Raw genomic sequence first — 19,911 nt, 5'->3', positions numbered from 1 at the left:
TAGGGGTGTGCGATGAGCTGTTTAGGAAATTTGATTTGGATGATTTTTGGTGGATTGATCGGAGCGTTCTCATGGTGTCTTGCTGGAATATTATGGTGCATTACCATTATTGGAATTCCGATCGGATTACAATGTTTTAAATTTGCTTCACTTTCTTTAGCACCATTTGGGAAAGTTGTGGTCTATCACGATTCTGGAACTTCGTTACTATTAAATATTTTATGGTTGATTTTTTCAGGTATTCCTTTAGCGATCGGTCATTTGATCAGTGCTGTACTATTGATGATCACGATTATCGGAATCCCTTTTGCAACACAATCGTTAAAGTTAGCCCGTTTATCGTTGACTCCATTTGGCGCAGAGATTCGAACGATTCGCTAAGCAAGATTGTGTTATACTAAAAAAAAGTATAAAGGAGCGAATCGATGAAAAAATGGATTCTAGGTCTGATGGTGGTAAGTACTGGATGTGTATTGACTGGCTGTCAACAAAAGCAAACTACAACACAAAGCACAACAATGAGTACGAGTACCACCAGTACCACGACTGAAAAATCGATTGCATTAGAAGAAATCAGTTTTGATTCTTCTGACTCAACTACAAACCAAACCAGTACGGATTCGAAAACGGAATCTACGCTAGATACGACTAGTCGTGACGCAAATATCCAAAAAATGAGCGAAGAATCGACCAGCTCTAGCTCGACTACTGCTCCAGTAACAGGAAAATGGAACGCTCAAAAAGCCCAGGAATTAGCTACTTTTATGGCAAGTTGGGGGACTGTGATGCAACAGAGCTATCAAGCATATACTCCAGGAAACAATGTCGATTTTTATGGAGCACAATTACCTGATTCTGCATTAAAAAATGGCAATGGTGGTTTTCAAGCAGCCTTAAATAATACACCGATCACATTAAAATGGTCAGAGACTGGTCAAGCATCAAGTGGAGAGTATGCTGTTGTAGCGACTTATTCAGATGCGCCTACACAACCCGATTTTAAAAAGCATTTTTATTTCTTTACGATCAAAGATGGTCAACCTTATGTATTGATCACCATGCAAAATCAAGGAAATGCTGAGAATTATTTACATGTTTCGGAAACAGAAAATAGTGATTTAAGAAATGGTTTTGCAACTATCGTAAATTAAAACTGTGGCTACTGTAACGGTAGCTACAGTTTTTCTTTTTTTTTTGAAAAGTAAAGTTTTTTCTATTAATTGGTCTAGATTTCTATATTTTTCTTAAAACATAGTGAAAAAACTAGCAAATCTTACAAGTCTTTTGTAGAATGAAGGGGAATTTAGCATAAGGAGGAATTTACCATGAGTACGATTAGCTATGTCGTGTTGGCAATGCTAGTACGCAAATCGTTGTCTGGACAGGAGATCAAGCAATATCTCCAGCTATTTTGGGAAGCCCATCATAGTCAAATTTATCCAGTACTGAAAAAGTTACGCTCAGAAGGTCTGATTGAGATCGTGGATACGCCAGATGGCAAAACAAAAATCTATGCAATCACTGAAGCTGGGAAAGTCAGCTTAAAGCCTTGGATCCTGGAAGAAAATAAGCCTCCTACCCAAAAAGATGAGTTTTTAGCAAAATTATATGCACTCTCTTTGATCGACGATTCGCAAGTACAGCATTTGATCGATAATCGTAAAATTTATTATCTAAATCTTTTAGAAAAATACCAACGATTATACGTGCCGGTCGAAGAATTAGGTGAAAACCGTAAAAAAGAATTTAGTCGCATGCTGGTGATCAATCGTAAGATTCGATTGTGTAAAGAAGAAGTCGTGTGGTGTGAATGGGCGAGAGAACAAATCGAGGCCTATCTACGTTAAAAAGAATGAATCGATCATTTGAATCGATTCATTCTTTTTTTGTTTTAAAATATGTAATTATTGACATTTGGTGAAAATGAGCGTACGATAGTTTCCTGAAAGGGTGAACACATTTATGGATACACAGAAAAAAACCGCGGTACCAAAAGCCGCATTGGTGGTTGCTTTTGCAAGTATGGTCGCGTTTATGGGGATTGGATTAGTAGATCCGATTTTAAATAAAATCGCGCACGAATTACAAGCAACACCTGCACAAACGACGTTATTATTTACAAGTTATTTGATGGTTACAGGAATTATTATGTTGTTTACGGGATTTATCTCGAGTCGAATCGGTGCTAAAAAAACGATGATGGCAGGGTTAGTCATTATTGTACTTTTCTCTGCATTAGGCGCGATGTCGCAGTCGATCGATGCTTTGATTTATTTTAGAGCTGGATGGGGATTTGGGAATGCGCTATTTATTTCAACTGCACTATCGGCGATCGTGACGATTTTAGTTGGACAAACTGAACGTGCAATCATGATCTATGAAGCCGCAATGGGACTTGGAATGTCGATTGGACCATTATTAGGTGGTTCGCTAGGGTCGATGTCTTGGCGTTTTCCTTTTATTGGTGTGGCGACATTGATGACGATCTCATTTTTAGCCATTACAGTTTTCTTAAAAGAGAAAAAAGAAACTTCTGAAAAACAAGCACATGTAGGATTTTTTGCAGGGGTGAAAGCTTTAGCACAACCTAAATTGCGTGGGGTAGGATTAATTGCATTACTGTATAATTTTGGGTTCTTTACATTATTAGCCTATGCGCCATTTTTAATGGGAGATTTTACTGAATTACAAACAGGCTTTACCTTCTTTGGTTGGGGCGTGTTACTTGCGATTTCGTCGATCTTTTTAGCAACCCGAATCGAGCGCAAAATCGGAACATTAGCGACGATCATTCTTGCGATGGTAGGCTTCTTTATTTGTTTAGCCGCAATTGGATTTGGAGCAGAATCTTCTAGTATGGTAGCCACGGCATTGATCATTGCAGGTTTCTTCCAAGGGATCATCAATACATTAATGACGACTGTTGCGATGGAGATTCCAGATATTCCACGAAATATCGCCTCTTCTAGTTATAGCTTTATCCGCTTCTTTGGTGGATCACTAGCACCATTTATTGCTGGGCGCATTGCTGAACGTTGGAGTGGTGCACATGCGTTTTATTTAGCTAGTTTTATGGTATTACTAGGTATCGTATTGTTGATCGTCTTCCGTAAGTTCTTCTTAACGAATGAAGAAGCAGAAGCTGAATTGACTCAAGCCTTACATGAAGATCCATTGATTTGATTTTTGACACACCCGTTATTGCGGGTGTGTTTTTTTGTATCTTTTCAGTTAACTTTTGACAGTACAAGTTAACTTTTTCTCCGTTGCACTTTTCAAAGAAGCCTCTTACACTAAAGAAGAAGAGGTGAAACAAATGAAAGTAAATTTAGGAACCGTGATCCAACTCAAACGTAAAGAAAAAAAGCTGACACAACAGCAACTAGCGGATTTTGTTGGAGTTAGCAAAGCTGCTGTTTCAAAGTGGGAGAGTAGTCAAACTTATCCAGATATTACACTTTTACCAATTCTAGCGGCTTATTTTCATTGTACGATCGATGAATTGTTAAGTTATGAGCCGGAACTTTCTGTACAAGAGATTCAACGGATCTGTTTTTCTTTAAAACAAAGTTTGCAGACCGAAGATAGTCAAACAACGTGGGCAACGATTGAAGAATTAATCAAAAAATATTACTCTTGTGAAGCGTTCTTATTGCAAGTGGGGATTTTGATCTTAAACCACAGTGATCGTTTACCTAAACAAACAACGAGTCCACAAATCGATTATATTGAATATGCTAAAAGATTATTTCAACAAGTTCAGCAACATCCACATGATATCCATCTTGTGATCGAGGCAAAAACGTTAGAGGCCTATTGCGATTTGGCGATTGGCGACCACGATGCTGTCTTAACACTTTTAGGAAATACGATCACACCGATTTTACCAACGGATCATTTGATCGTGTCAGCATTTCAGCACAAACAAGAGTTAGAATCTGCAGTAGAAGTGGCACAGTGCAGCATTTATCAGCAGATGATGATGTGTTTACAAACAGGGGTTAGCTATATCAATGTTGCACAAACTAGTGAGATCGTCGCGCAAACACTCGATCGGTTTATCCAAATAATCGACATATTTGATATCGAGCGATTAAATCCAGCACTTGTATTGAATGTCTATCTGAGTGGATTGATGCGACAAGTTGCATTTCATGATACTACAGCGATAAAGCAAAGTTTGTTACGGCTCGATCATCTTCTTTCAGCAGAGGGACTTCGTTTTGATTTTTCAGGAGATGACTATTTTGATCGAGTAACCGACTGGCTGACGGCACAAGCTCTAGGAAACCAAACGTTACGCGCACAAGACTTAGCGATTCGTGATCTCCAGCAAGTCCTACATTCAGAACAATTTTCACTTTACGACACGTTACTTGAGATGAAACAAATAAGAGCTACTTTAACTAATTTGATGGAAGAAGGTCAATAATATGTCAAACACACAGTTTTTCTTTGAGAACCTCCCTTTATTTATTCCTTTGTTGCTTTTAGAATTTGGACTGATGATTGCGGCTGTAGTGAGTGTTTTTAAGCAAACACATTACCGCTTTTTGAATCGATGGAGTTGGTTAATGATCGTCATTTTTCTTCAAATGATAGGTCCAATACTTTACTTTGTGTTTGGTCGGGAGGAAGACTGATGGATTCAGTGATCACTTTACAACAGGTAACCAAGCATTATGGCCACACGACGATTTTAGATCAATTAGAGTTAGCGATCCCTAAAGGCAGTATTTTTGGATTTGTAGGAAAAAATGGTGCAGGAAAAACCACAACGATGCGCTTGATCTTGGGGTTAGAAGCCGCAGATAAGGGGACGATCGACGTATTGGATCACGCGATTTCTTTTGGTTATACGTATGCGCTTGGTGAAATTGGCTATGTTCCAGATGTTCCAACATTTTATTCTTATTTAACAGCGACAGAATACCTTACGCTTTGTGGGCAAATTTCTGGGATGAAAACACGTCAGCTTAAAGAACAAATTCCTCAATTATTGGCAACAGTCGGTTTAGATAGTGATCGAAAAAAAATCAAAGGATATTCACGAGGGATGAAACAACGTTTAGCGATCGCTCAAGGACTGTTGGGAGATCCCAAGATTTTAATTTGTGATGAACCCACTTCTGCATTAGATCCTAAAGGCCGCGAAGAGATCTTGATGCTATTGGCTTCTTTAAGTCCACATACGACGGTGATCTTCTCCACTCATATTTTAGAAGATGTCGAACGGATCTGTGATCAAGTCGCGATGTTAGATCGAGGCAAAATTGTCTGTCATGGGAATCTTCAACAATTAAAACAGGCCCATCAACAAAAGCGAGTGGAAGTCCTTATACCCACGACACAAATCAAACAATGGGAACTGGCTTTACAAACACTTGATAGCCAGAATATAAAGAGCGTACAGAATGAACAAGTTGTTTCACTATCTTATCAAACGACGAGTGAACAGTTTTTAAGTTGGTTTTTAGCATTTGTTCAGCAGCATCAGTTGTATTTTGAGAGTTATCAACTTTGTCGATCATCGCTTGAACAATTATTTTTGGAGGTTACAGCATGAGACAGTGGTGGATCGTTACACGCAAAGAAGCGGTTGAACTTTGGCGGACGAAAAAATTTGTTTTATTGATCAGTTTATTTTTTGTAATGGGTATCATGAATCCATTGACTGCTAAATTAACTCCACTGATCATAGAAAATACACTAGGGAAGCAAGTCGCAAATACGATGCCTAAACCGACTTCTTTAGATTCTTGGGCGCAATTTGATAAAAATATTACGCAAATCGGGTTGTATTTATTTGCATTGCTATTTAGCCAAATCATCCAACATGAAATCCAGCAACATCAATTATTACCCCTGATGATCAAGGGGTTGAAACGAAGTCAGTATGTTTTGGCAAAATTTACTACAGTACTTATATGTTGGTGTGTAGCGATTGGATTATCGTTTAGCGTAACGTATGGCTATACTGTCTATTATTTTCCTGATGAGTATAGCCCGCATCCGCTTCTTGCTGGATTTAGCATCTTAGCATTCGGATTATTTTTGAGCGCAGTTTTGATTTTCTCATCTGCACTTTCTAAACAATCATTTGGTGGGATCTTAGGTGTCGTATTGGTCATGATTTGTTTATACCTGATTCAATTTTTCGATCAAGGAAAAAGTTATTCCCCTTTAGCATTACTCACACAAAGCGCTCCTTTACGTACGGGGGAAGTTTCAAAAACAGTATGGATCCGTCCTTTGCTTACGACTAGTATAAGTGTGGTCTTATTTATTTATGGGACGGTACTTGTATTGAAAAAAAGTAAATTGTGAGAATATTCAAGAGATTTTCATAAAGAGAGATTGACAACCCCTATGCTTTTGGAGATAATGGACAATAAAAATGGCATCAAGCCAAGATTTAGCATGGTCATGACCATGCTAAATTTGTTTAAGGGGTGTGGGGAAAATGGAACAAGAATCATTTATTCGTAAAATGAGCGCGAAGCATTTGATTATGCTCTCGCTAGGTGGTGTCATTGGAACTGGGATTTTCTTGAGTTCAGGATATTTGATCGAAACGACTGGAGCGATCGGTACGATCATTGCGTATTTAATTGGAGCAGGACTGGTGACCATGGTTATGATGTGTTTGGCAGAATTGTCCGTGCATGAGCCAAGTACGAGTTCTTTTCATAACTATGCGACTAAATATATTCATCCGGGAGCGGGATTTGTGGTGGCTTGGTTGTATTGGCTGACGTGGACTGTAGCGTTAGGATCACAATTGATCACAATGGCGATTTTGATGCAAAAATGGTTCCCTAGTGTCCCGATCTGGATATGGTGTGTCGGATTTATGGTCATTATTTTTTGTTCAAATATTATAGATATCCGTTGGTTTGCAATCAGTGAATTTTGGATGTCGTTAGTAAAAGTATTGGCGTTGTCGTTATTTTTAGTGATCGGAATCGCAGGGATCGTCGGCTTTGTTCCAATCGAAGGACAAACAACTGCACCGATGTTTAAAAATCTAACGGTCGATGGCTGGTTTCCTAAAGGTGCTGGAGCTGTATTTTTAGCGATTTTATCGGCTAATTTTGCTTTTTCTGGAACGGAACTAATTGGAGTTGCGGCAGGAGAGACAGAAAATCCCAGTAAAAATATTCCGCGGGCAATTCGCCGGACGATTTTAATTTTGATTATCTTGTTTATTGGAACGATCTTGATCATTGGTGCGTTGTTACCAAAATCGGCTGCAAATCTTGATGAAAGTCCAATTACCTTTATTTTAGGACAAATGGGCATTCCATATGCAGCAGATATCATGAATTTTGTGTTGATCACCGCCGTATTATCAGGAGCGAACTCTGGTGTCTATGCTGCCTCACGTATGCTTTGGTCATTGGCGCAAGCGGGGACATTGCCAAAACGTTTTGCGAAATTATCGAAACGTGGATTGCCAGTTTACGGATTGATCTTAACGTTAGTTGGTGGATTATTGTCATTGTTTTCAAGTATTTTTGCGGCTGATACAGTGTATTTAGCCCTCGTTTCAATTTCAGCTTTTGCAGTGGTGATGGTATGGTTAAGTATTGGATGGTCACAATTGAATTTTCGGAAACAGTTTTTAGCTAAAGGAAATACGATCGAAGATTTGAATTATCAAACTCCTTGGTATCCATTTTTACCTTGGGCCGTGATCGTGGTGTGTATCGTCTCCATTATTGGAATCGCGTTTGATCCAAACCAACGGATCGCATTGCTTATTGGCATTCCATTTACGATTCTTTGCTTTTTGTACTATCAACTCTTTTTTAGAAAAAAAGCCGAAAATACGTTGGAAGGAGAACAAGCATGAAATTTGAAACATTTTTAGATAATGAAGAAGTCGTGTTGATCGATGGATCCATGTCATTAGGACTAGAAGAACAAGGATTAGACTTAAATGATCCATTATGGACAGCTAAGGCGTTGATGGAAGATCAAGAAAAAGTCATTGCGGTACATCAGGCTTATTTTGAAGCGGGAGCAAACGTTGCGATCACTAACAGTTATCAAGCGACGATCGCAGGATTTGAAAAATTAGGGATCACGGCGACTAAAGCAAAAGAATTGATCGTTGAAACAGTTGAATTAGCGAAAATCGCGCGCACTCGTGCGGCGGTAACACATGATATGTTTATCGCAGGATCAGTGGGTCCATTTGGGGCTTATTTAGCAGATGGATCAGAATATCGTGGAAATTATGGAAAGTCAAAAGAAGAACTAAAGGCTTTTCATAAAGAACGAATCGAACTATTGATCAAAGCCGGGGCAGATCTTTTAGCTTGTGAGACGATGCCGGATTATACCGAATTATGTGCATTGTTAGAACTACTTGAAGAACTCGATGCAATCAAGGTTTGGGTGACCTTGACGTTAAAAGATCAAGCACATTTAAGTGACGGGACGCCGTTACGTGAAGTACAACCTTTGTTAGAAGCGTCGCCGTATGTCTTGGCTTATGGTGTGAATTGTGTTCAACCAGAACTCGTTACGCCGACATTGGAGCATTTAGGGCAGTATACAGCACATAAACCATTTGTAGCTTATCCTAATTCGGGAGCAGTATATGATCCAATCACGAAAACCTGGTCACATGCCCACCAAACGGAGCAAATGTTTACAACTGAAGCAAAAGTTTGGCATACATTAGGCTGTCAATTGATTGGTGGTTGCTGTTGTACATCGACTCGTGAAATCAACTGGTTATCTCAAACATTTCATTAAACAAAACGCTTGGCGCATACGCCAAGCGTTTTTTTCGTACTTAAGAACGATGTATTCTTTTTTCATTTTTTCTATACTGAAAGTGTATAAAACATAAAGGAGAACTGGGAATGAAAACAATCAAAAAATGGGTGATCACACTTTTAGCAAGCGTTGCGTTTTTAAGTGTGGGTCTAGTGGGATTAAAATACGTGACAGCAGATAAAACAGGAGAATGGGTCAATATCGTCGATCAACTCAATCCTTTTGTGACAAAATCGGAAAGCTATGTCAAAACAACCAAACCTGTTGCCGTAAATGGTTACGGCACAGCTGCGTATCATCAAGAAGCTGTTTTTGAAAATGGAAAAACACGGCCAATCGAATTTAGTGGATTATCTGTATTAAAAGTCGATCATTATTTGAAATTGATCCACAAGGGCGCACACGTCATCACGTATGAAGAAGTAGCAGAACAAGAAGTACCGCGCGCAGCATTAGAAAAATTAAAAAAATATTAAGAAAATACTTGCTTCTTTTTCCAACTAAAGGTAGACTATTGTTTGTAAATATACGAAATGAATTCGTAAGAAAGGGGTTTTAATCATGAAAAAAGTTATTAAAAGCGAACAAAACACAAATTTAATTTTCTGTATACTACCCCCTGACTTTCAAAGTTCACACGTATAGCAAACAAGGATGTTTTGTAGATACCTGTAGACTCTGTCCAATTGAGGGCAGAGTCTTTTTGTGTAAAATCAAGAGAAATTGGAGAAGAAAAATGACGTATATTATCAAACAGTTGATGCAGTATTTCAAGTTACACAAGTGGCGTTACACCATTGTTTTTTTATTTATGTTGATCTCAAGTGCGATGACGGTCGCGCCTACGTATTTATTGCGGTTGTTTATTGATGGGATCATTCAAAAAAGTTTAACCTTTCCTTTATTATGGTTGTATGTTGGTCTGTTTTTAGGTGCCATTTTACTGTCTTATGTGTCGGGATTTATTTGGAATTTTTATTTATTTATTGGCTCTTATGATTTACAAAAAACATTGCGCAATAATTTGATGGATCATTTTTTAAAGATGAATGCACCATTCTATCAAAAATTTCGTACGGGTGATTTGATGACGCGCTCAAGCGATGATGTGCAAGTTATGGGAATGACAGTTGGCTATGGCTTGATGGTCTTTTTCAATACGAGTGTTTATCTCTTTTTCATTTTAGCCATGATGGCTGTGACCGTTTCATGGGAACTGACATTGATTGCGTTGATCCCTATGCCAGTTTTAGCTTATTTTATTTTTAAATGGGGTTCTCAAGTCGATGAATCCTTTACGGACGCCCAACGCTCGGTTTCTGAAATGAACAGCGAAGTACTCGAGATGATCGATGGTGTACGTGTGATTCGGGCATTTGGTATGGAAGAAGAAACGGCCGCGATATTTGAAAAGAAGACTGAACAAACCAAACAAAAAAACGATATCGTATCAGAGATCGATTCACGATTTGGTCCTTTGATCACGACGATTTTAGCGATTAGTTTTGTCTTGAGTTTTGGTTTTGGAGCCCTTTTTGTTTCGCGTCAGCAAATTACATTGGGCGCGATGGTCTCTTTTCAAGTCTACTTGACGATGGTCGTATGGCCGATGATCTCTGCAGGTGATTTGATCAATGTCATGCAACAAGGAGCGGCTTCTTGGCGCCGCATCAACGAAGTATTAGAAACAGAAGATGATCTAGAAGCACCTGGTCATGAATCATTGGATCAAATCGAAACGATTGGATTTGAACAATTTCAGTTTGCGTATCCGAATACGCAACGATTGGTATTAAAAGGAATCGATCTCACTATCAAAAAAGGCGAGATCGTAGGGATCGTTGGAAAAACCGGAAGTGGGAAAACGACATTGCTACGCCAACTAGGCCATCGCTATCCTTATTCTCATCAGATTCCGCAACTAAACGGGCAAGATTTGACCCTTTACAAGATGAGCGATGTACGAGATAAATTAGCTGAAGTTCCACAAGAGCATACGTTGTTTTCTCGTTCGATTCGTGAAAACTTATTGTTTGGCGATGCTTTGGCAACAGAAGAACAGCTATGGCAAGCGCTTGAGTTAGCTAGTTTTGCTGAAGATGTAAAACGCATGCCAGAAGGACTCGAAACATTAGTGGGTGAAAAAGGGGTGTCATTATCTGGTGGGCAAAAACAACGGTTGTCTTTAGCCCGGGCTTTCTTACGACAAAGTGAAGTATTGCTTTTAGATGATGCTTTATCTGCAGTAGATGCTAAAACTGAACAGCAAATTATTGAAAATATGGAGACACTTGTGGAAGGCAAACAAACGTCATTGATCGTGACCCATCGTTTATCTGCTATCACCAAAGCCGATAAGATCATCGTATTAGATGATGGTCGTATCAGTCAGATGGGTACGCATCAAACGCTGATTCATACACCAGGATGGTATCAAAATCAGTATTATCATCAACAGATTAAGGAGGAGACAGCGAATGATCCAAACGAGTAAGCGTCTTCTAAGTTACATCAAGTATCATCGACAACGTTTTTGGCTGGGGGCAAGTTTACTGACGCTTGCGACCGCACTTGAATTGTATTCACCTATGATCGCAAAGCAGTTGATCGATCAAGTGATGACACCAGCTTATCAGACAGGGAATTTAAATGGCGACTTGTTGATCGTCTTATTGATGAGTTATTTTTTATTAAATTTAATCGGCTCACTTTTGCGCTATAATAGTTTGCTACTCTTACGTAAAATGTCAAACCGAATCGTCAAACGGATGCGGAATGATTTATTTTCACATATGCACCGTTTGCCGATTTCATACTTTGATCAAATGCCTTCAGGAAAAGTCGTGGCACGGATCACAAATGATACAGAAGTGTTACGAGGGAATTTTTACGTTAGTGTGATCAGTAATTTACTAAGCAATTTTATTCAGATCATTGGTGCGTTTATAGCCTTGATCTTACTTAATCGTATTTTAGGTTCGGCGATGTTGATCTTGATTCCCATTCTGATCATTTGGCAGCATCTGTATACAAAATATGCTTCACGCTATAATTTGGCGATGCGTGAATATATTTCTCAGATCAGTGGTCAATTGAACGAGTTTGTTCAAGGAATCGCTGTGATCCAAGCATTTCAAAAAGAAAATCAGCTCTATACTGAATTTAAAGCAACGGTTCAAAAATGGTTTTTAGCTGGACGAAAGTATTTACTGCTAGATTCATTAGTCGCTTGGGGATTAGGTGCGTTGTTGCGAAACGTCACGATACTACTTGTGATCACAACGTTAAGTGCGCAATTTTTAGGTGGGCGCATGGCCTTATCTGCAGGGATTCTTTATGTATTTATCGACTATATCAATCGTTTGTTTGATCCAATCGATGGTTTTGTCCAGACGATTACCAATGTTCAACAATCGCTTGCAGCTGGAAAACGGATTTTTGAATTTGCAGATCAAGATCCCGAAAGTAAACAAACGACCCCGTTTTTTATCAAAAAAGGAGCCGTCACATTCTCAGATGTCACATTTGGCTACAGCGATGAGCATATGATTTTAAACCAAATCGATTTTCATGTTTCACCAGGTGAGACAGTGGCTTTAGTTGGACACACAGGGTCTGGAAAATCGAGTATTTTAAATCTTTTATTTCGATTTTATGATCCCCAAAAAGGAAAAATCATTATCGACGATCAAGAAATCGCGAGATGTAATCGCCAAAGTGTCCGTGAAGCGATGGCGATCGTGATGCAAGATCCGTATTTGTTTACAGGGACGATCGCCAGTAATATTGGTATGAATCGTTTGGAAATCACAGATGAGATGATCAAAGAGGCACTAAGACAAGTCGGTGCAAGCGAATTAATCGAGCGTTACGATAAAGGGATCCACCATCCAGTAGTAGAAAAGGGAAATGAATTTTCAAGTGGAGAACGCCAATTGATCAGTTTTGCGCGTGCCTTAGTGGTCGATCCAAAAATCCTGATTTTAGATGAAGCGACAAGTCACGTGGATACGGAAACAGAACATATGATTCAACAAGCGATGGATGTGGTGAAAAAGGGGCGGACCACGTTTATGATCGCGCACCGCTTGTCGACGATCAAAGATGCAGATCAAATTTTTGTATTAGATCAAGGCCGAATCGTCGAACAAGGGAACCATCTTCATTTATTAGAGCAAAATGGAATCTATCACCAAATGTATCAGATGCAAGCCGAGCAATTATAAGCCATTTTTTCGTTTATTCGAGTACACAAGTAAGATTGATTGCGTAAACAAAGTGATCGTGATAATTTTTTTATATCACTAAATGAGTGAAATGTAATAGGCTTTTCATAAAATTTACATTACAATAATAAGAAAGAAAAAAATGAATGGTCTAACGCACTATTTGTTTCGTAAAAGGGATGAAGGTACATGAGAAAACAATTGATTGGAATTGCAGCAAATGAGATCCAAGATTCAGGAACGACGTTGCACCATATGCCGATCGCATATACGCCGCTAGGTTATGTCAAAGCCGTACAAAAAGCAGGTGGTTTGGCGATGTTGCTGCCGATCAGTCAACCAGAGGATGCAAAAGATTATGTTAGTCAGATCGATAAACTGGTTTTAGCAGGCGGACAAAATGTGTCGACTAAATTTTACGGTCAAACTTTGGAGACTGAGATGGATCATAGCTATTTAGCACGAGATGAATTTGAATTAGCGTTGATCGATGAGGCGTTAAAACAAGAGAAACCGATTTTTGCAGTTTGTCGCGGGATGCAACTGATCAACGTTGCTTTAGGTGGGAATTTATTGCAAAAAATCGAATCTGATCATATCATGCATATGCAAACTCCTGTACCAAAAGAAATCCCAACCCATGAAATCGAAACAAAAGAAAAAAGTACGTTACGTTTGATTTATGGTCAACGAACACATGTCAATTCGTTTCATTACCAAGCGGTGGATCAAGTCGCTGCCCCATTTACGGCAACGGCATGGAGCCCAGATGGAATCGTGGAAGGGATCGAAGCAAAAAAACATCGTATTTTAGGTGTACAATGGCATCCAGATTTTGCGTATGAAGTCTTAGCGCAAGAAATGCAGACATTTGATTATGTTGTAAATCAATTATAATAGGGGGAAAAAAATGAAAAAGCGGTTAGTGGCCAGTTTAGCAATTGCAACGTTATTATTAGGAGCATGCAGTACGACAGGAAATAAAAAAGAAAGTACAACAGATACAAAACAAGTGATCGAAGTCTCGACACCTGGGGAATTGTCGACATTAGATAGCGGTCAGTACAGTGATGTAAATAGTTCAGATATGATCGGCCAAGTAACAGAAGGGTTGTATCGTACCAATAAAGATGGTGATCCAGAACTTGCATTGGCAGCTGAAAAGCCAACAGTAAGCGAAGATGGAAAAACGTATACGTTTAAATTAAAAGATACGACCTGGAGCAATGGTGATCCAGTGACAGCAAATGATTTTGTTTATGCGTATCAATACGTGGTTGATCCAGCGAACGCGTCTAGCAGTAGTAACCGAATGGATATTTTTAAAAATGCTAGCAAGATTCGTCGTGGTGAAGCATCGGTCGATACATTAGGCGTAAAAGCACTTGATGATAAAACACTTCAAATCGAATTAGAAAGTCCGATTACGTATTTAGATCAAGTGTTAGTCGGCACACCATTTATGCCTAAAAATGCTGCTTTTGCGAAGGAAAAAGGCAAATCATATGGAACGACGACAGAAAACTTTGTTGGTAATGGTCCATTTGTGATCGAAGATTGGACAGGAACGAATGAGTCTTGGAAATTAGTCAAAAATCCTAAATATTGGGATGCGGACAATGTAAAATTAGATGAAGTCGATGTTCAAGTAGTAAAAGAAGTTGGAACAGGTGTCAATTTATTTGAAACCCAAGCACTTGATTTTACTACGCTATCTGATACGTATGCCAAACAATATAAAGACAATAAAAATGCACATTACGTTCCAAAATCATTAGTTGGCTATCTTAGTGCCAACCAAAAACGTGAAGTCACAGGAAATGTCAAAGTACGTCAAGCGATCATGCAAGCCATCGATAAAAAAGCATTCGCTGAAGATATTCTAGGAGATGGCTCGACCGCTTTGAATGGATTTGTTCCAGCTAATTTTGCAAAAGATCCAAAAACTGGTGAGGATTTCCGTAAAGAAAATGGCGACTTATTGCCTTACAATGTAGAGCAAGCACAAAAACTTTGGGCAGAAGCTAAACAAGAGTTAGGTCAAGATGAGATTACATTAGAAGTCTTGTCTGCGGATACGGCAGCAGCGAAGAAAACGATCGAATTTATCCAAGGTCAGCTTGAACAAAACTTACCTGGACTAAAAATTAATTTGAAATCTGTTCCGTTACAAAATCGTTTAGACCTACAAACACAAGGAGATTTTGATATCGCGTTTGGAACTTGGACACCAGACTATGCGGATCCAATCAACTTCTTAGAATTTTATGATTCTAAAGGTGGATTGAATACTTCTGGTTATGTTAGCGAAAGTTACGATCAAGGACTAGAAGAGGCACGTACGACGTTAGCCAATGATCCAGAAGCACGTTGGGATAAATTGAAAGAACTAGAAAAACAATTGGTAGAAACTGATACAGCAGTGATTCCATTATACCAAGGTGCAGTTGCATATCTACAAAGTGATCAATTGAAAGACTTACAAATCTACCCATTTGGTCGTACGGTATCGTATCGTTTGGCGTATGTCGAATAAATTCCTTTGATACACAAGTATCTTAATATTTGTTATACTAAACATATCAAGTAGATGATTGCTTGGTATGTTTTTTTGATAGAAATGTAAACGTTATCAAAAAAGGGGTGGGAAAATGCATTATGCAATTTTATTGATCTCGCATAGTCAACAAATTACCGATGGAATCAAAGAAATGATTGAAGACATGAACACCGTAGATCATGTAGTGATTCATTCATTAGGAGGGACTGAATCTGGTGATTTAGGTTCAGATCCAACTAAAATTTTGGAGGCAATTGACGCATCCTCCACAGAGACGGAATTTTTCGTATTTGCGGATATCGGAAGCGCAGTCTTAAATGCCGAGTTAGCCTTTGATATGCTTGATGAAGAACGCCAAATACATTATCACTTAGTCGATGCACCGTTAGTTGAAGGGGCATTTGCTGCAGCGATTACGGCAAGTATTTCAGAAGATATCGATCAAATTATAACCGAAGCCAAACGATCGACTAAAGAAGGGTGGAACTAGTGTGAAAAAAATTATCAATGCACCAGATCAAATCGTAGAAGAAATGCTCAGTGGGATTGTACGAAGTTATCCAAAGATCGTTACCCGAGTAGAAGATACCCGAGTTGTTGCCCGAGTGAAGTCTTCTGAGCAAGTAGGATTAGTCTCAGGAGGTGGTAGTGGTCATGAGCCAGCCCACGCTGGATTTGTTGGCGACGGCATGTTACATGCTGCGGTACTGGGAGATGTCTTTACTTCGCCAACGCCAGATCAAGTATTAGAAGGAATCAAAGCAGCAAATGCGAATCAGGGTGTGTTATTGATCGTAAAAAATTATACTGGAGATATCTTAAATTTCGATATGGCAAAGGAATTAGCAGAGATGGACGATATCGAAGTGGAAACGGTAGTAGTCGACGATGATATCGCGGTAGAAAATAGTACCTACACTGCTGGGAAACGTGGTGTAGCCGGAACGGTTCTAGTTCATAAAATTCTTGGAGCTGCTTCTAGAGCAAAGCGTTCACTACAAGAATTAAAAACACTTGGTGAAGAGGTAGTTGCTCAAACCAAAACGATTGGAATCGCATTAGAGGCAGCTACGGTACCAGAAGTTGGTCATAAAGGATTTGAATTGGCAGAAGATGAAATCGAGTATGGGGTTGGTATTCATGGCGAACCAGGGTATCGCAAAGAAAAAATCAAACCTTCAAAAGAACTAGCTGAAGAATTGGTCACAAAATTACTTGAGGCTTATGAAGAAACGCCAAAAGAAATCGCACTATTAGTCAATGGAATGGGAGGGACACCGTTGATGGAACAATTTGTGTTTATGAACGATGTCCTTGATCTATGTGCAACACATGCTATTCACGTGCGTTTTACCAAGGTTGGAAATTTGATGACTTCGATTGAGATGCAAGGATTATCGTTGACCATGCTTGATGTGACGACACATCCAGAATGGGTGGATGCTTTAGAAGAACAGGTTACAACGATTGCGTGGTGAGGAGGAAGACGATGAACTATACAATGGAAACAATTGAAGCTTGGCTTGACCGTTTTACTGAGGTGATCGAGCAAAATAAACAAGTACTTAGTGATCTGGATACGCCAATCGGAGATGGGGATCATGGAAACAATATGGCGCGTGGAGTCAAAGCGTACCAAGACGCAAAAGAAAAAAAAGCACCTGAATCCATTGCTGATGTCTTTAAAACTATGGCGATGGCCATGATCTCTAAAGTCGGTGGGGCATCAGGACCTTTGTATGGGTCCGCATTCATGGCGATGGCGCAAGCAAGTAAAGCGTATGAGACACTCGATACGGCAGAACTAGCAGCTGTTTTAGAAGCCGGTGCATTGGGGATAAAAAAACGTGGTAAAGCAGAATTAGAAGAAAAAACGATGCTAGATGTGTGGTGGCCTTGTGTGGAAGAGTTGAAAGAAAATCAGTTGACTGAAGAAAAAATCACTGCCTATGTCCATCATACAAAAGAGCTGGTTGCCAAGAAAGGACGCGCTTCTTATCTCGGAGAACGGGCAATTGGCCATATCGATCCTGGAGCGCAATCTAGTGGCTATTTATTTGAAACATTGATCAAGTAGAGGCCGTGATAAAAAGAGCTACTTATGAAACCACTGTTTATTCATTTTTTAGGAGGTGTGACAGATTTCTGTCATACCTCCTTTTTTTATTAAAAAACAAGGGAAACATCTCCTTTGTCGTAACGATGGCGTGTTTGAGAATATTCAAATGGAATCCCAGAATCAAGATAGACAACCTGTTCAAATTCCAAGATTGGATCGTGTGGTGCACAGTTTAAATATTGTTTGTCGTACGCGTCACAGTGATCGGCTTTGATTTTACGATGAGTTTTGCCGATCGTATGGCCTAGTGTTTGGGTAAGATGTCGATAAATTGATTGAGCTAAGATTTCCATATTTAGATCAGGTACTAGTGCGACCGGCATAGTGGTATATTCAAGTGCAAGTGGCTCGCCTTCGAAAATACGTAAACGTACGATATCATAAATCAATTCATCTTTTTTCAATACTAATTTTTCTTGTTCAAGTTCATTTGGTGTACTGATCTCAAACGAAATCAATTTCGTGGTCAATTCGCCTAAGTGACCTAGTTTATACGTCATCCCTCGTGAAAAAGCAGGTTCATAATCGTAAATCGAATTTGGGCCGACGACAAAGGTACCCAAGCCTTTAACCGTTGTGATCCATCCTTGGATCTTTAAGAGATTCAATGCTTTTTGAATCGTGACACGACTCGTTTGATAAGTGTGCGCAAGAGTTTGTTGAGTAGGTAAACGTTCTTCTTTTTTGAATGTTCCAGCTAAAATTTGTTGTTTAAGTTCATGTGCGATTTCTTGAAAATAAGGCATGCGTCTGTCTCCTTTATTAAGTTGTAAACTTAAACCTTTACAACTAACGCTTTTTCACAAATACAAGCGTTTACATTACGATGATAATACGTTAATTTAAAGTTGTAAACAGGTTTACAACCTAAATTATTACGATGGGAGATATGGATATGTCACAGGGGAGTTTTTTAGATAAGTTATCTGTTGTATTAGGAAATGTTGCAGCAAAAATCAATTCTTGGCGTTACATCATGGTGATCAAAAACGCATTTGCGGCATTGATACCAGTTATTATTACTGGTGCATTTGGTACACTATTTTCCGCAATGGTGTTCGATTCTGAAAATGGATTAGCACGAATCTCCGCTTTACGTTTTTTAGCAGATCTAAAACCGATCGCTAGTTCGATCAGTTATGTGACCTTAAGTTTTTTAACGATCTATGCTGTTTTTTTAATTGGAATCGAATTGGCTAAGTTAAATAAAATCGAGGGTGTATTCCCAGGTATCGTGGCAGTAATGGCCTATCTTTCTGTGAATCCTACGACATATGATTTTTTAACTGAAGAAAAGCGAAATGTTTTAGTGACTAATGTTTTAGCCAAACAATATACCGATACTAAAGGATTGTTTTTGGGAATGTTTGTTGCGATTTTATCGATTGAATTGTATTCGTGGTTGTCTCGTCAAGAACGACTAAAAATCAAAATGCCGGATACTGTTCCAGCTAACGTTGCAGTGAGTTTTTCTGCTTTGTTTCCTACGATCTTAACGATTACAGCGATCTCCGCATTAGGCTTCATCATTCACGCGCTAACAGGCTTATACGCCTATGATATTATTTACAACATCATCCAACGACCATTAGAAGGAGTCGTTCAAGGATTGCCAGGCATCTTACTTCTTGTCTTTATTGCTCAAATTTTTTGGGTCATTGGGATTCATGGCAATCAAATGGTCAAACCGATTCGTGAACCGTTGCTGCTTGCCGCGATTGCCGTGAATACAGAAGCTTTTGAAGCTGGAAAAGACGTACCCAATATTATTACGATGCCGTTTTGGGATATGTATATGAGTATGGGGGGATCTGGTGTAACGATTGGATTATTGATTGCGATTTTTATTACTGGAAAACGGGCGGATATGCGTGAGATCACAAAATTATCATTTGTTCCAGGGTTGTTTAATATCAATGAACCTGTGATTTTTGGGATGCCGATCATGTTGAATCCAATTTTAGCGATTCCATTTGTATTTGTCCCACTGATCACAGGGACGATTGGGTACATCGCTACAAGTATCGGATTTGCAGCAAAAGCAGTTGTGATGGTTCCTTGGCCGATGCCACCAATTATCAATGCCTATCTAGCAACAGCTGGTGATCTAGGTGCTGTGATCACACAGTGTATTTGTATTCTAGTCTCGATCATCATCTATCTACCATTTGTAAAAGTATCCAATCGTACATTGACTGAAGTCGCATAATAAGGAG

20 protein-coding genes are annotated in these 19,911 nt (G+C 39.1%); 19 read left to right on the top strand and 1 reads right to left on the bottom strand.

Annotated features, from left to right (window positions below; all coding sequences use genetic code 11):
* The first annotated feature begins 12 nt into the window (after window positions 1–12).
* From I573_RS01775 to dhaL, 18 genes are all read left to right on the top strand, one after another.
* Window positions 13–381: a YccF domain-containing protein gene (locus tag I573_RS01775; RefSeq protein WP_016184854.1), complete on the top strand. Its 369-nt coding sequence runs from the start codon at window positions 13–15 to the stop codon at window positions 379–381.
* A 44-nt stretch (window positions 382–425) separates the two neighbouring features.
* On the top strand, window positions 426–1,151 hold the full coding sequence (locus tag I573_RS01770; protein ID WP_016184853.1) for a DUF4767 domain-containing protein: 726 nt from the start codon (window positions 426–428) through the stop codon (window positions 1,149–1,151).
* 174 nt (window positions 1,152–1,325) lie between these two features.
* Window positions 1,326–1,847 (top strand): PadR family transcriptional regulator, encoded by a 522-nt coding sequence (locus tag I573_RS01765; protein WP_016184852.1) that lies wholly within the window; start codon window positions 1,326–1,328, stop codon window positions 1,845–1,847.
* A 115-nt stretch (window positions 1,848–1,962) separates the two neighbouring features.
* Window positions 1,963–3,183: an MFS transporter gene (locus tag I573_RS01760; protein ID WP_016184851.1), complete on the top strand. Its 1,221-nt coding sequence runs from the start codon at window positions 1,963–1,965 to the stop codon at window positions 3,181–3,183.
* A 133-nt stretch (window positions 3,184–3,316) separates the two neighbouring features.
* Window positions 3,317–4,432 (top strand): helix-turn-helix transcriptional regulator, encoded by a 1,116-nt coding sequence (locus I573_RS01755; protein WP_016184850.1) that lies wholly within the window; start codon window positions 3,317–3,319, stop codon window positions 4,430–4,432.
* Window position 4,433: 1 nt separating this feature from the next.
* A complete protein-coding gene (locus I573_RS01750; protein WP_016184849.1) occupies window positions 4,434–4,643 on the top strand; it encodes a PLD nuclease N-terminal domain-containing protein in 210 nt (69 codons plus the stop codon).
* A complete protein-coding gene (locus I573_RS01745; RefSeq protein WP_016184848.1) occupies window positions 4,643–5,566 on the top strand; it encodes an ABC transporter ATP-binding protein in 924 nt (307 codons plus the stop codon). Before I573_RS01750 ends, I573_RS01745 begins: the two co-directional genes overlap by 1 nt.
* On the top strand, window positions 5,563–6,327 hold the full coding sequence (locus I573_RS01740; protein WP_016184847.1) for an ABC transporter permease: 765 nt from the start codon (window positions 5,563–5,565) through the stop codon (window positions 6,325–6,327). The genes I573_RS01745 and I573_RS01740 overlap by 4 nt, the downstream gene beginning before the upstream one ends.
* Before the next feature lie 136 nt (window positions 6,328–6,463).
* Window positions 6,464–7,855, top strand: a complete 1,392-nt coding sequence (locus tag I573_RS01735) for an amino acid permease (RefSeq protein WP_016184846.1) — start codon at window positions 6,464–6,466, stop codon at window positions 7,853–7,855.
* On the top strand, window positions 7,852–8,766 hold the full coding sequence (gene mmuM / locus I573_RS01730) for a homocysteine S-methyltransferase (RefSeq protein WP_016184845.1): 915 nt from the start codon (window positions 7,852–7,854) through the stop codon (window positions 8,764–8,766). Before I573_RS01735 ends, mmuM begins: the two co-directional genes overlap by 4 nt.
* Before the next feature lie 110 nt (window positions 8,767–8,876).
* Entirely contained in the window at window positions 8,877–9,266 is a 390-nt protein-coding gene (locus tag I573_RS01725) for a YxeA family protein (RefSeq protein ID WP_016184844.1), read from the top strand.
* A gap of 260 nt (window positions 9,267–9,526) precedes the next feature.
* Window positions 9,527–11,284, top strand: a complete 1,758-nt coding sequence (locus I573_RS01720) for an ABC transporter ATP-binding protein (protein ID WP_016184843.1) — start codon at window positions 9,527–9,529, stop codon at window positions 11,282–11,284.
* Window positions 11,268–13,016, top strand: a complete 1,749-nt coding sequence (locus I573_RS01715) for an ABC transporter ATP-binding protein (protein WP_016184842.1) — start codon at window positions 11,268–11,270, stop codon at window positions 13,014–13,016. Before I573_RS01720 ends, I573_RS01715 begins: the two co-directional genes overlap by 17 nt.
* A 189-nt stretch (window positions 13,017–13,205) precedes the next feature.
* Complete coding sequence (locus I573_RS01710; RefSeq protein WP_016184841.1) at window positions 13,206–13,913, top strand: gamma-glutamyl-gamma-aminobutyrate hydrolase family protein; 708 nt, start codon at window positions 13,206–13,208, stop codon at window positions 13,911–13,913.
* Window positions 13,914–13,926: 13 nt separating this feature from the next.
* Window positions 13,927–15,552: a peptide ABC transporter substrate-binding protein gene (locus I573_RS01705; protein ID WP_016184840.1), complete on the top strand. Its 1,626-nt coding sequence runs from the start codon at window positions 13,927–13,929 to the stop codon at window positions 15,550–15,552.
* A gap of 115 nt (window positions 15,553–15,667) precedes the next feature.
* The gene (dhaM, locus tag I573_RS01700; protein WP_016184839.1) at window positions 15,668–16,066 is read left to right on the top strand and encodes a dihydroxyacetone kinase phosphoryl donor subunit DhaM; all 399 of its coding nucleotides are present in this window, start codon (window positions 15,668–15,670) and stop codon (window positions 16,064–16,066) included.
* A 1-nt stretch (window position 16,067) separates the two neighbouring features.
* Window positions 16,068–17,054, top strand: coding sequence for a dihydroxyacetone kinase subunit DhaK (gene dhaK / locus I573_RS01695; protein ID WP_016184838.1), 987 nt, complete (start codon window positions 16,068–16,070; stop codon window positions 17,052–17,054).
* Window positions 17,055–17,065: 11 nt separating this feature from the next.
* On the top strand, window positions 17,066–17,653 hold the full coding sequence (gene dhaL, locus I573_RS01690) for a dihydroxyacetone kinase subunit DhaL (RefSeq protein WP_016184837.1): 588 nt from the start codon (window positions 17,066–17,068) through the stop codon (window positions 17,651–17,653).
* 89 nt (window positions 17,654–17,742) lie between these two features.
* Here the strand turns inward: dhaL and I573_RS01685 are convergent, their stop codons facing one another.
* Window positions 17,743–18,441 carry a GntR family transcriptional regulator gene (locus I573_RS01685; RefSeq protein WP_016184836.1) on the bottom strand — a complete coding sequence of 233 codons (699 nt, stop codon included), beginning with the start codon at window positions 18,439–18,441 and terminating at the stop codon, window positions 17,743–17,745.
* Window positions 18,442–18,590: 149 nt separating this feature from the next.
* Here I573_RS01685 and I573_RS01680 point away from each other — a divergent pair, with 149 nt between their 5' ends.
* Complete coding sequence (locus tag I573_RS01680) at window positions 18,591–19,904, top strand: PTS sugar transporter subunit IIC (RefSeq protein WP_016184835.1); 1,314 nt, start codon at window positions 18,591–18,593, stop codon at window positions 19,902–19,904.
* Window positions 19,905–19,911: the final 7 nt, after the last annotated feature.

It is taken from the genome of Enterococcus sulfureus ATCC 49903 (assembly GCF_000407605.1).
Taxonomy (GTDB): Bacteria; Bacillota; Bacilli; order Lactobacillales; family Enterococcaceae; genus Enterococcus_G; species Enterococcus_G sulfureus.
This window is presented reverse-complemented; position numbering and strand designations above follow the sequence as displayed.

What these genes read in the sequence shown, in the direction of transcription:
- I573_RS01775 (WP_016184854.1), top strand. Translation starts at nt 13, where the DNA reads ATGAGCTGTTTAGGAAATTTGATTTGGATGATTTTTGGTGGATTGATC.
- I573_RS01770 (WP_016184853.1), top strand. Translation starts at nt 426, where the DNA reads ATGAAAAAATGGATTCTAGGTCTGATGGTGGTAAGTACTGGATGTGTA.
- I573_RS01765 (WP_016184852.1), top strand. Translation starts at nt 1,326, where the DNA reads ATGAGTACGATTAGCTATGTCGTGTTGGCAATGCTAGTACGCAAATCG.
- I573_RS01760 (WP_016184851.1), top strand. Translation starts at nt 1,963, where the DNA reads ATGGATACACAGAAAAAAACCGCGGTACCAAAAGCCGCATTGGTGGTT.
- I573_RS01755 (WP_016184850.1), top strand. Translation starts at nt 3,317, where the DNA reads ATGAAAGTAAATTTAGGAACCGTGATCCAACTCAAACGTAAAGAAAAA.
- I573_RS01750 (WP_016184849.1), top strand. Translation starts at nt 4,434, where the DNA reads ATGTCAAACACACAGTTTTTCTTTGAGAACCTCCCTTTATTTATTCCT.
- I573_RS01745 (WP_016184848.1), top strand. Translation starts at nt 4,643, where the DNA reads ATGGATTCAGTGATCACTTTACAACAGGTAACCAAGCATTATGGCCAC.
- I573_RS01740 (WP_016184847.1), top strand. Translation starts at nt 5,563, where the DNA reads ATGAGACAGTGGTGGATCGTTACACGCAAAGAAGCGGTTGAACTTTGG.
- I573_RS01735 (WP_016184846.1), top strand. Translation starts at nt 6,464, where the DNA reads ATGGAACAAGAATCATTTATTCGTAAAATGAGCGCGAAGCATTTGATT.
- mmuM (WP_016184845.1), top strand. Translation starts at nt 7,852, where the DNA reads ATGAAATTTGAAACATTTTTAGATAATGAAGAAGTCGTGTTGATCGAT.
- I573_RS01725 (WP_016184844.1), top strand. Translation starts at nt 8,877, where the DNA reads ATGAAAACAATCAAAAAATGGGTGATCACACTTTTAGCAAGCGTTGCG.
- I573_RS01720 (WP_016184843.1), top strand. Translation starts at nt 9,527, where the DNA reads ATGACGTATATTATCAAACAGTTGATGCAGTATTTCAAGTTACACAAG.
- I573_RS01715 (WP_016184842.1), top strand. Translation starts at nt 11,268, where the DNA reads ATGATCCAAACGAGTAAGCGTCTTCTAAGTTACATCAAGTATCATCGA.
- I573_RS01710 (WP_016184841.1), top strand. Translation starts at nt 13,206, where the DNA reads ATGAGAAAACAATTGATTGGAATTGCAGCAAATGAGATCCAAGATTCA.
- I573_RS01705 (WP_016184840.1), top strand. Translation starts at nt 13,927, where the DNA reads ATGAAAAAGCGGTTAGTGGCCAGTTTAGCAATTGCAACGTTATTATTA.
- dhaM (WP_016184839.1), top strand. Translation starts at nt 15,668, where the DNA reads ATGCATTATGCAATTTTATTGATCTCGCATAGTCAACAAATTACCGAT.
- dhaL (WP_016184837.1), top strand. Translation starts at nt 17,066, where the DNA reads ATGAACTATACAATGGAAACAATTGAAGCTTGGCTTGACCGTTTTACT.
- I573_RS01685 (WP_016184836.1), bottom strand. Translation starts at nt 18,441, where the DNA reads ATGCCTTATTTTCAAGAAATCGCACATGAACTTAAACAACAAATTTTA.
- I573_RS01680 (WP_016184835.1), top strand. Translation starts at nt 18,591, where the DNA reads ATGTCACAGGGGAGTTTTTTAGATAAGTTATCTGTTGTATTAGGAAAT.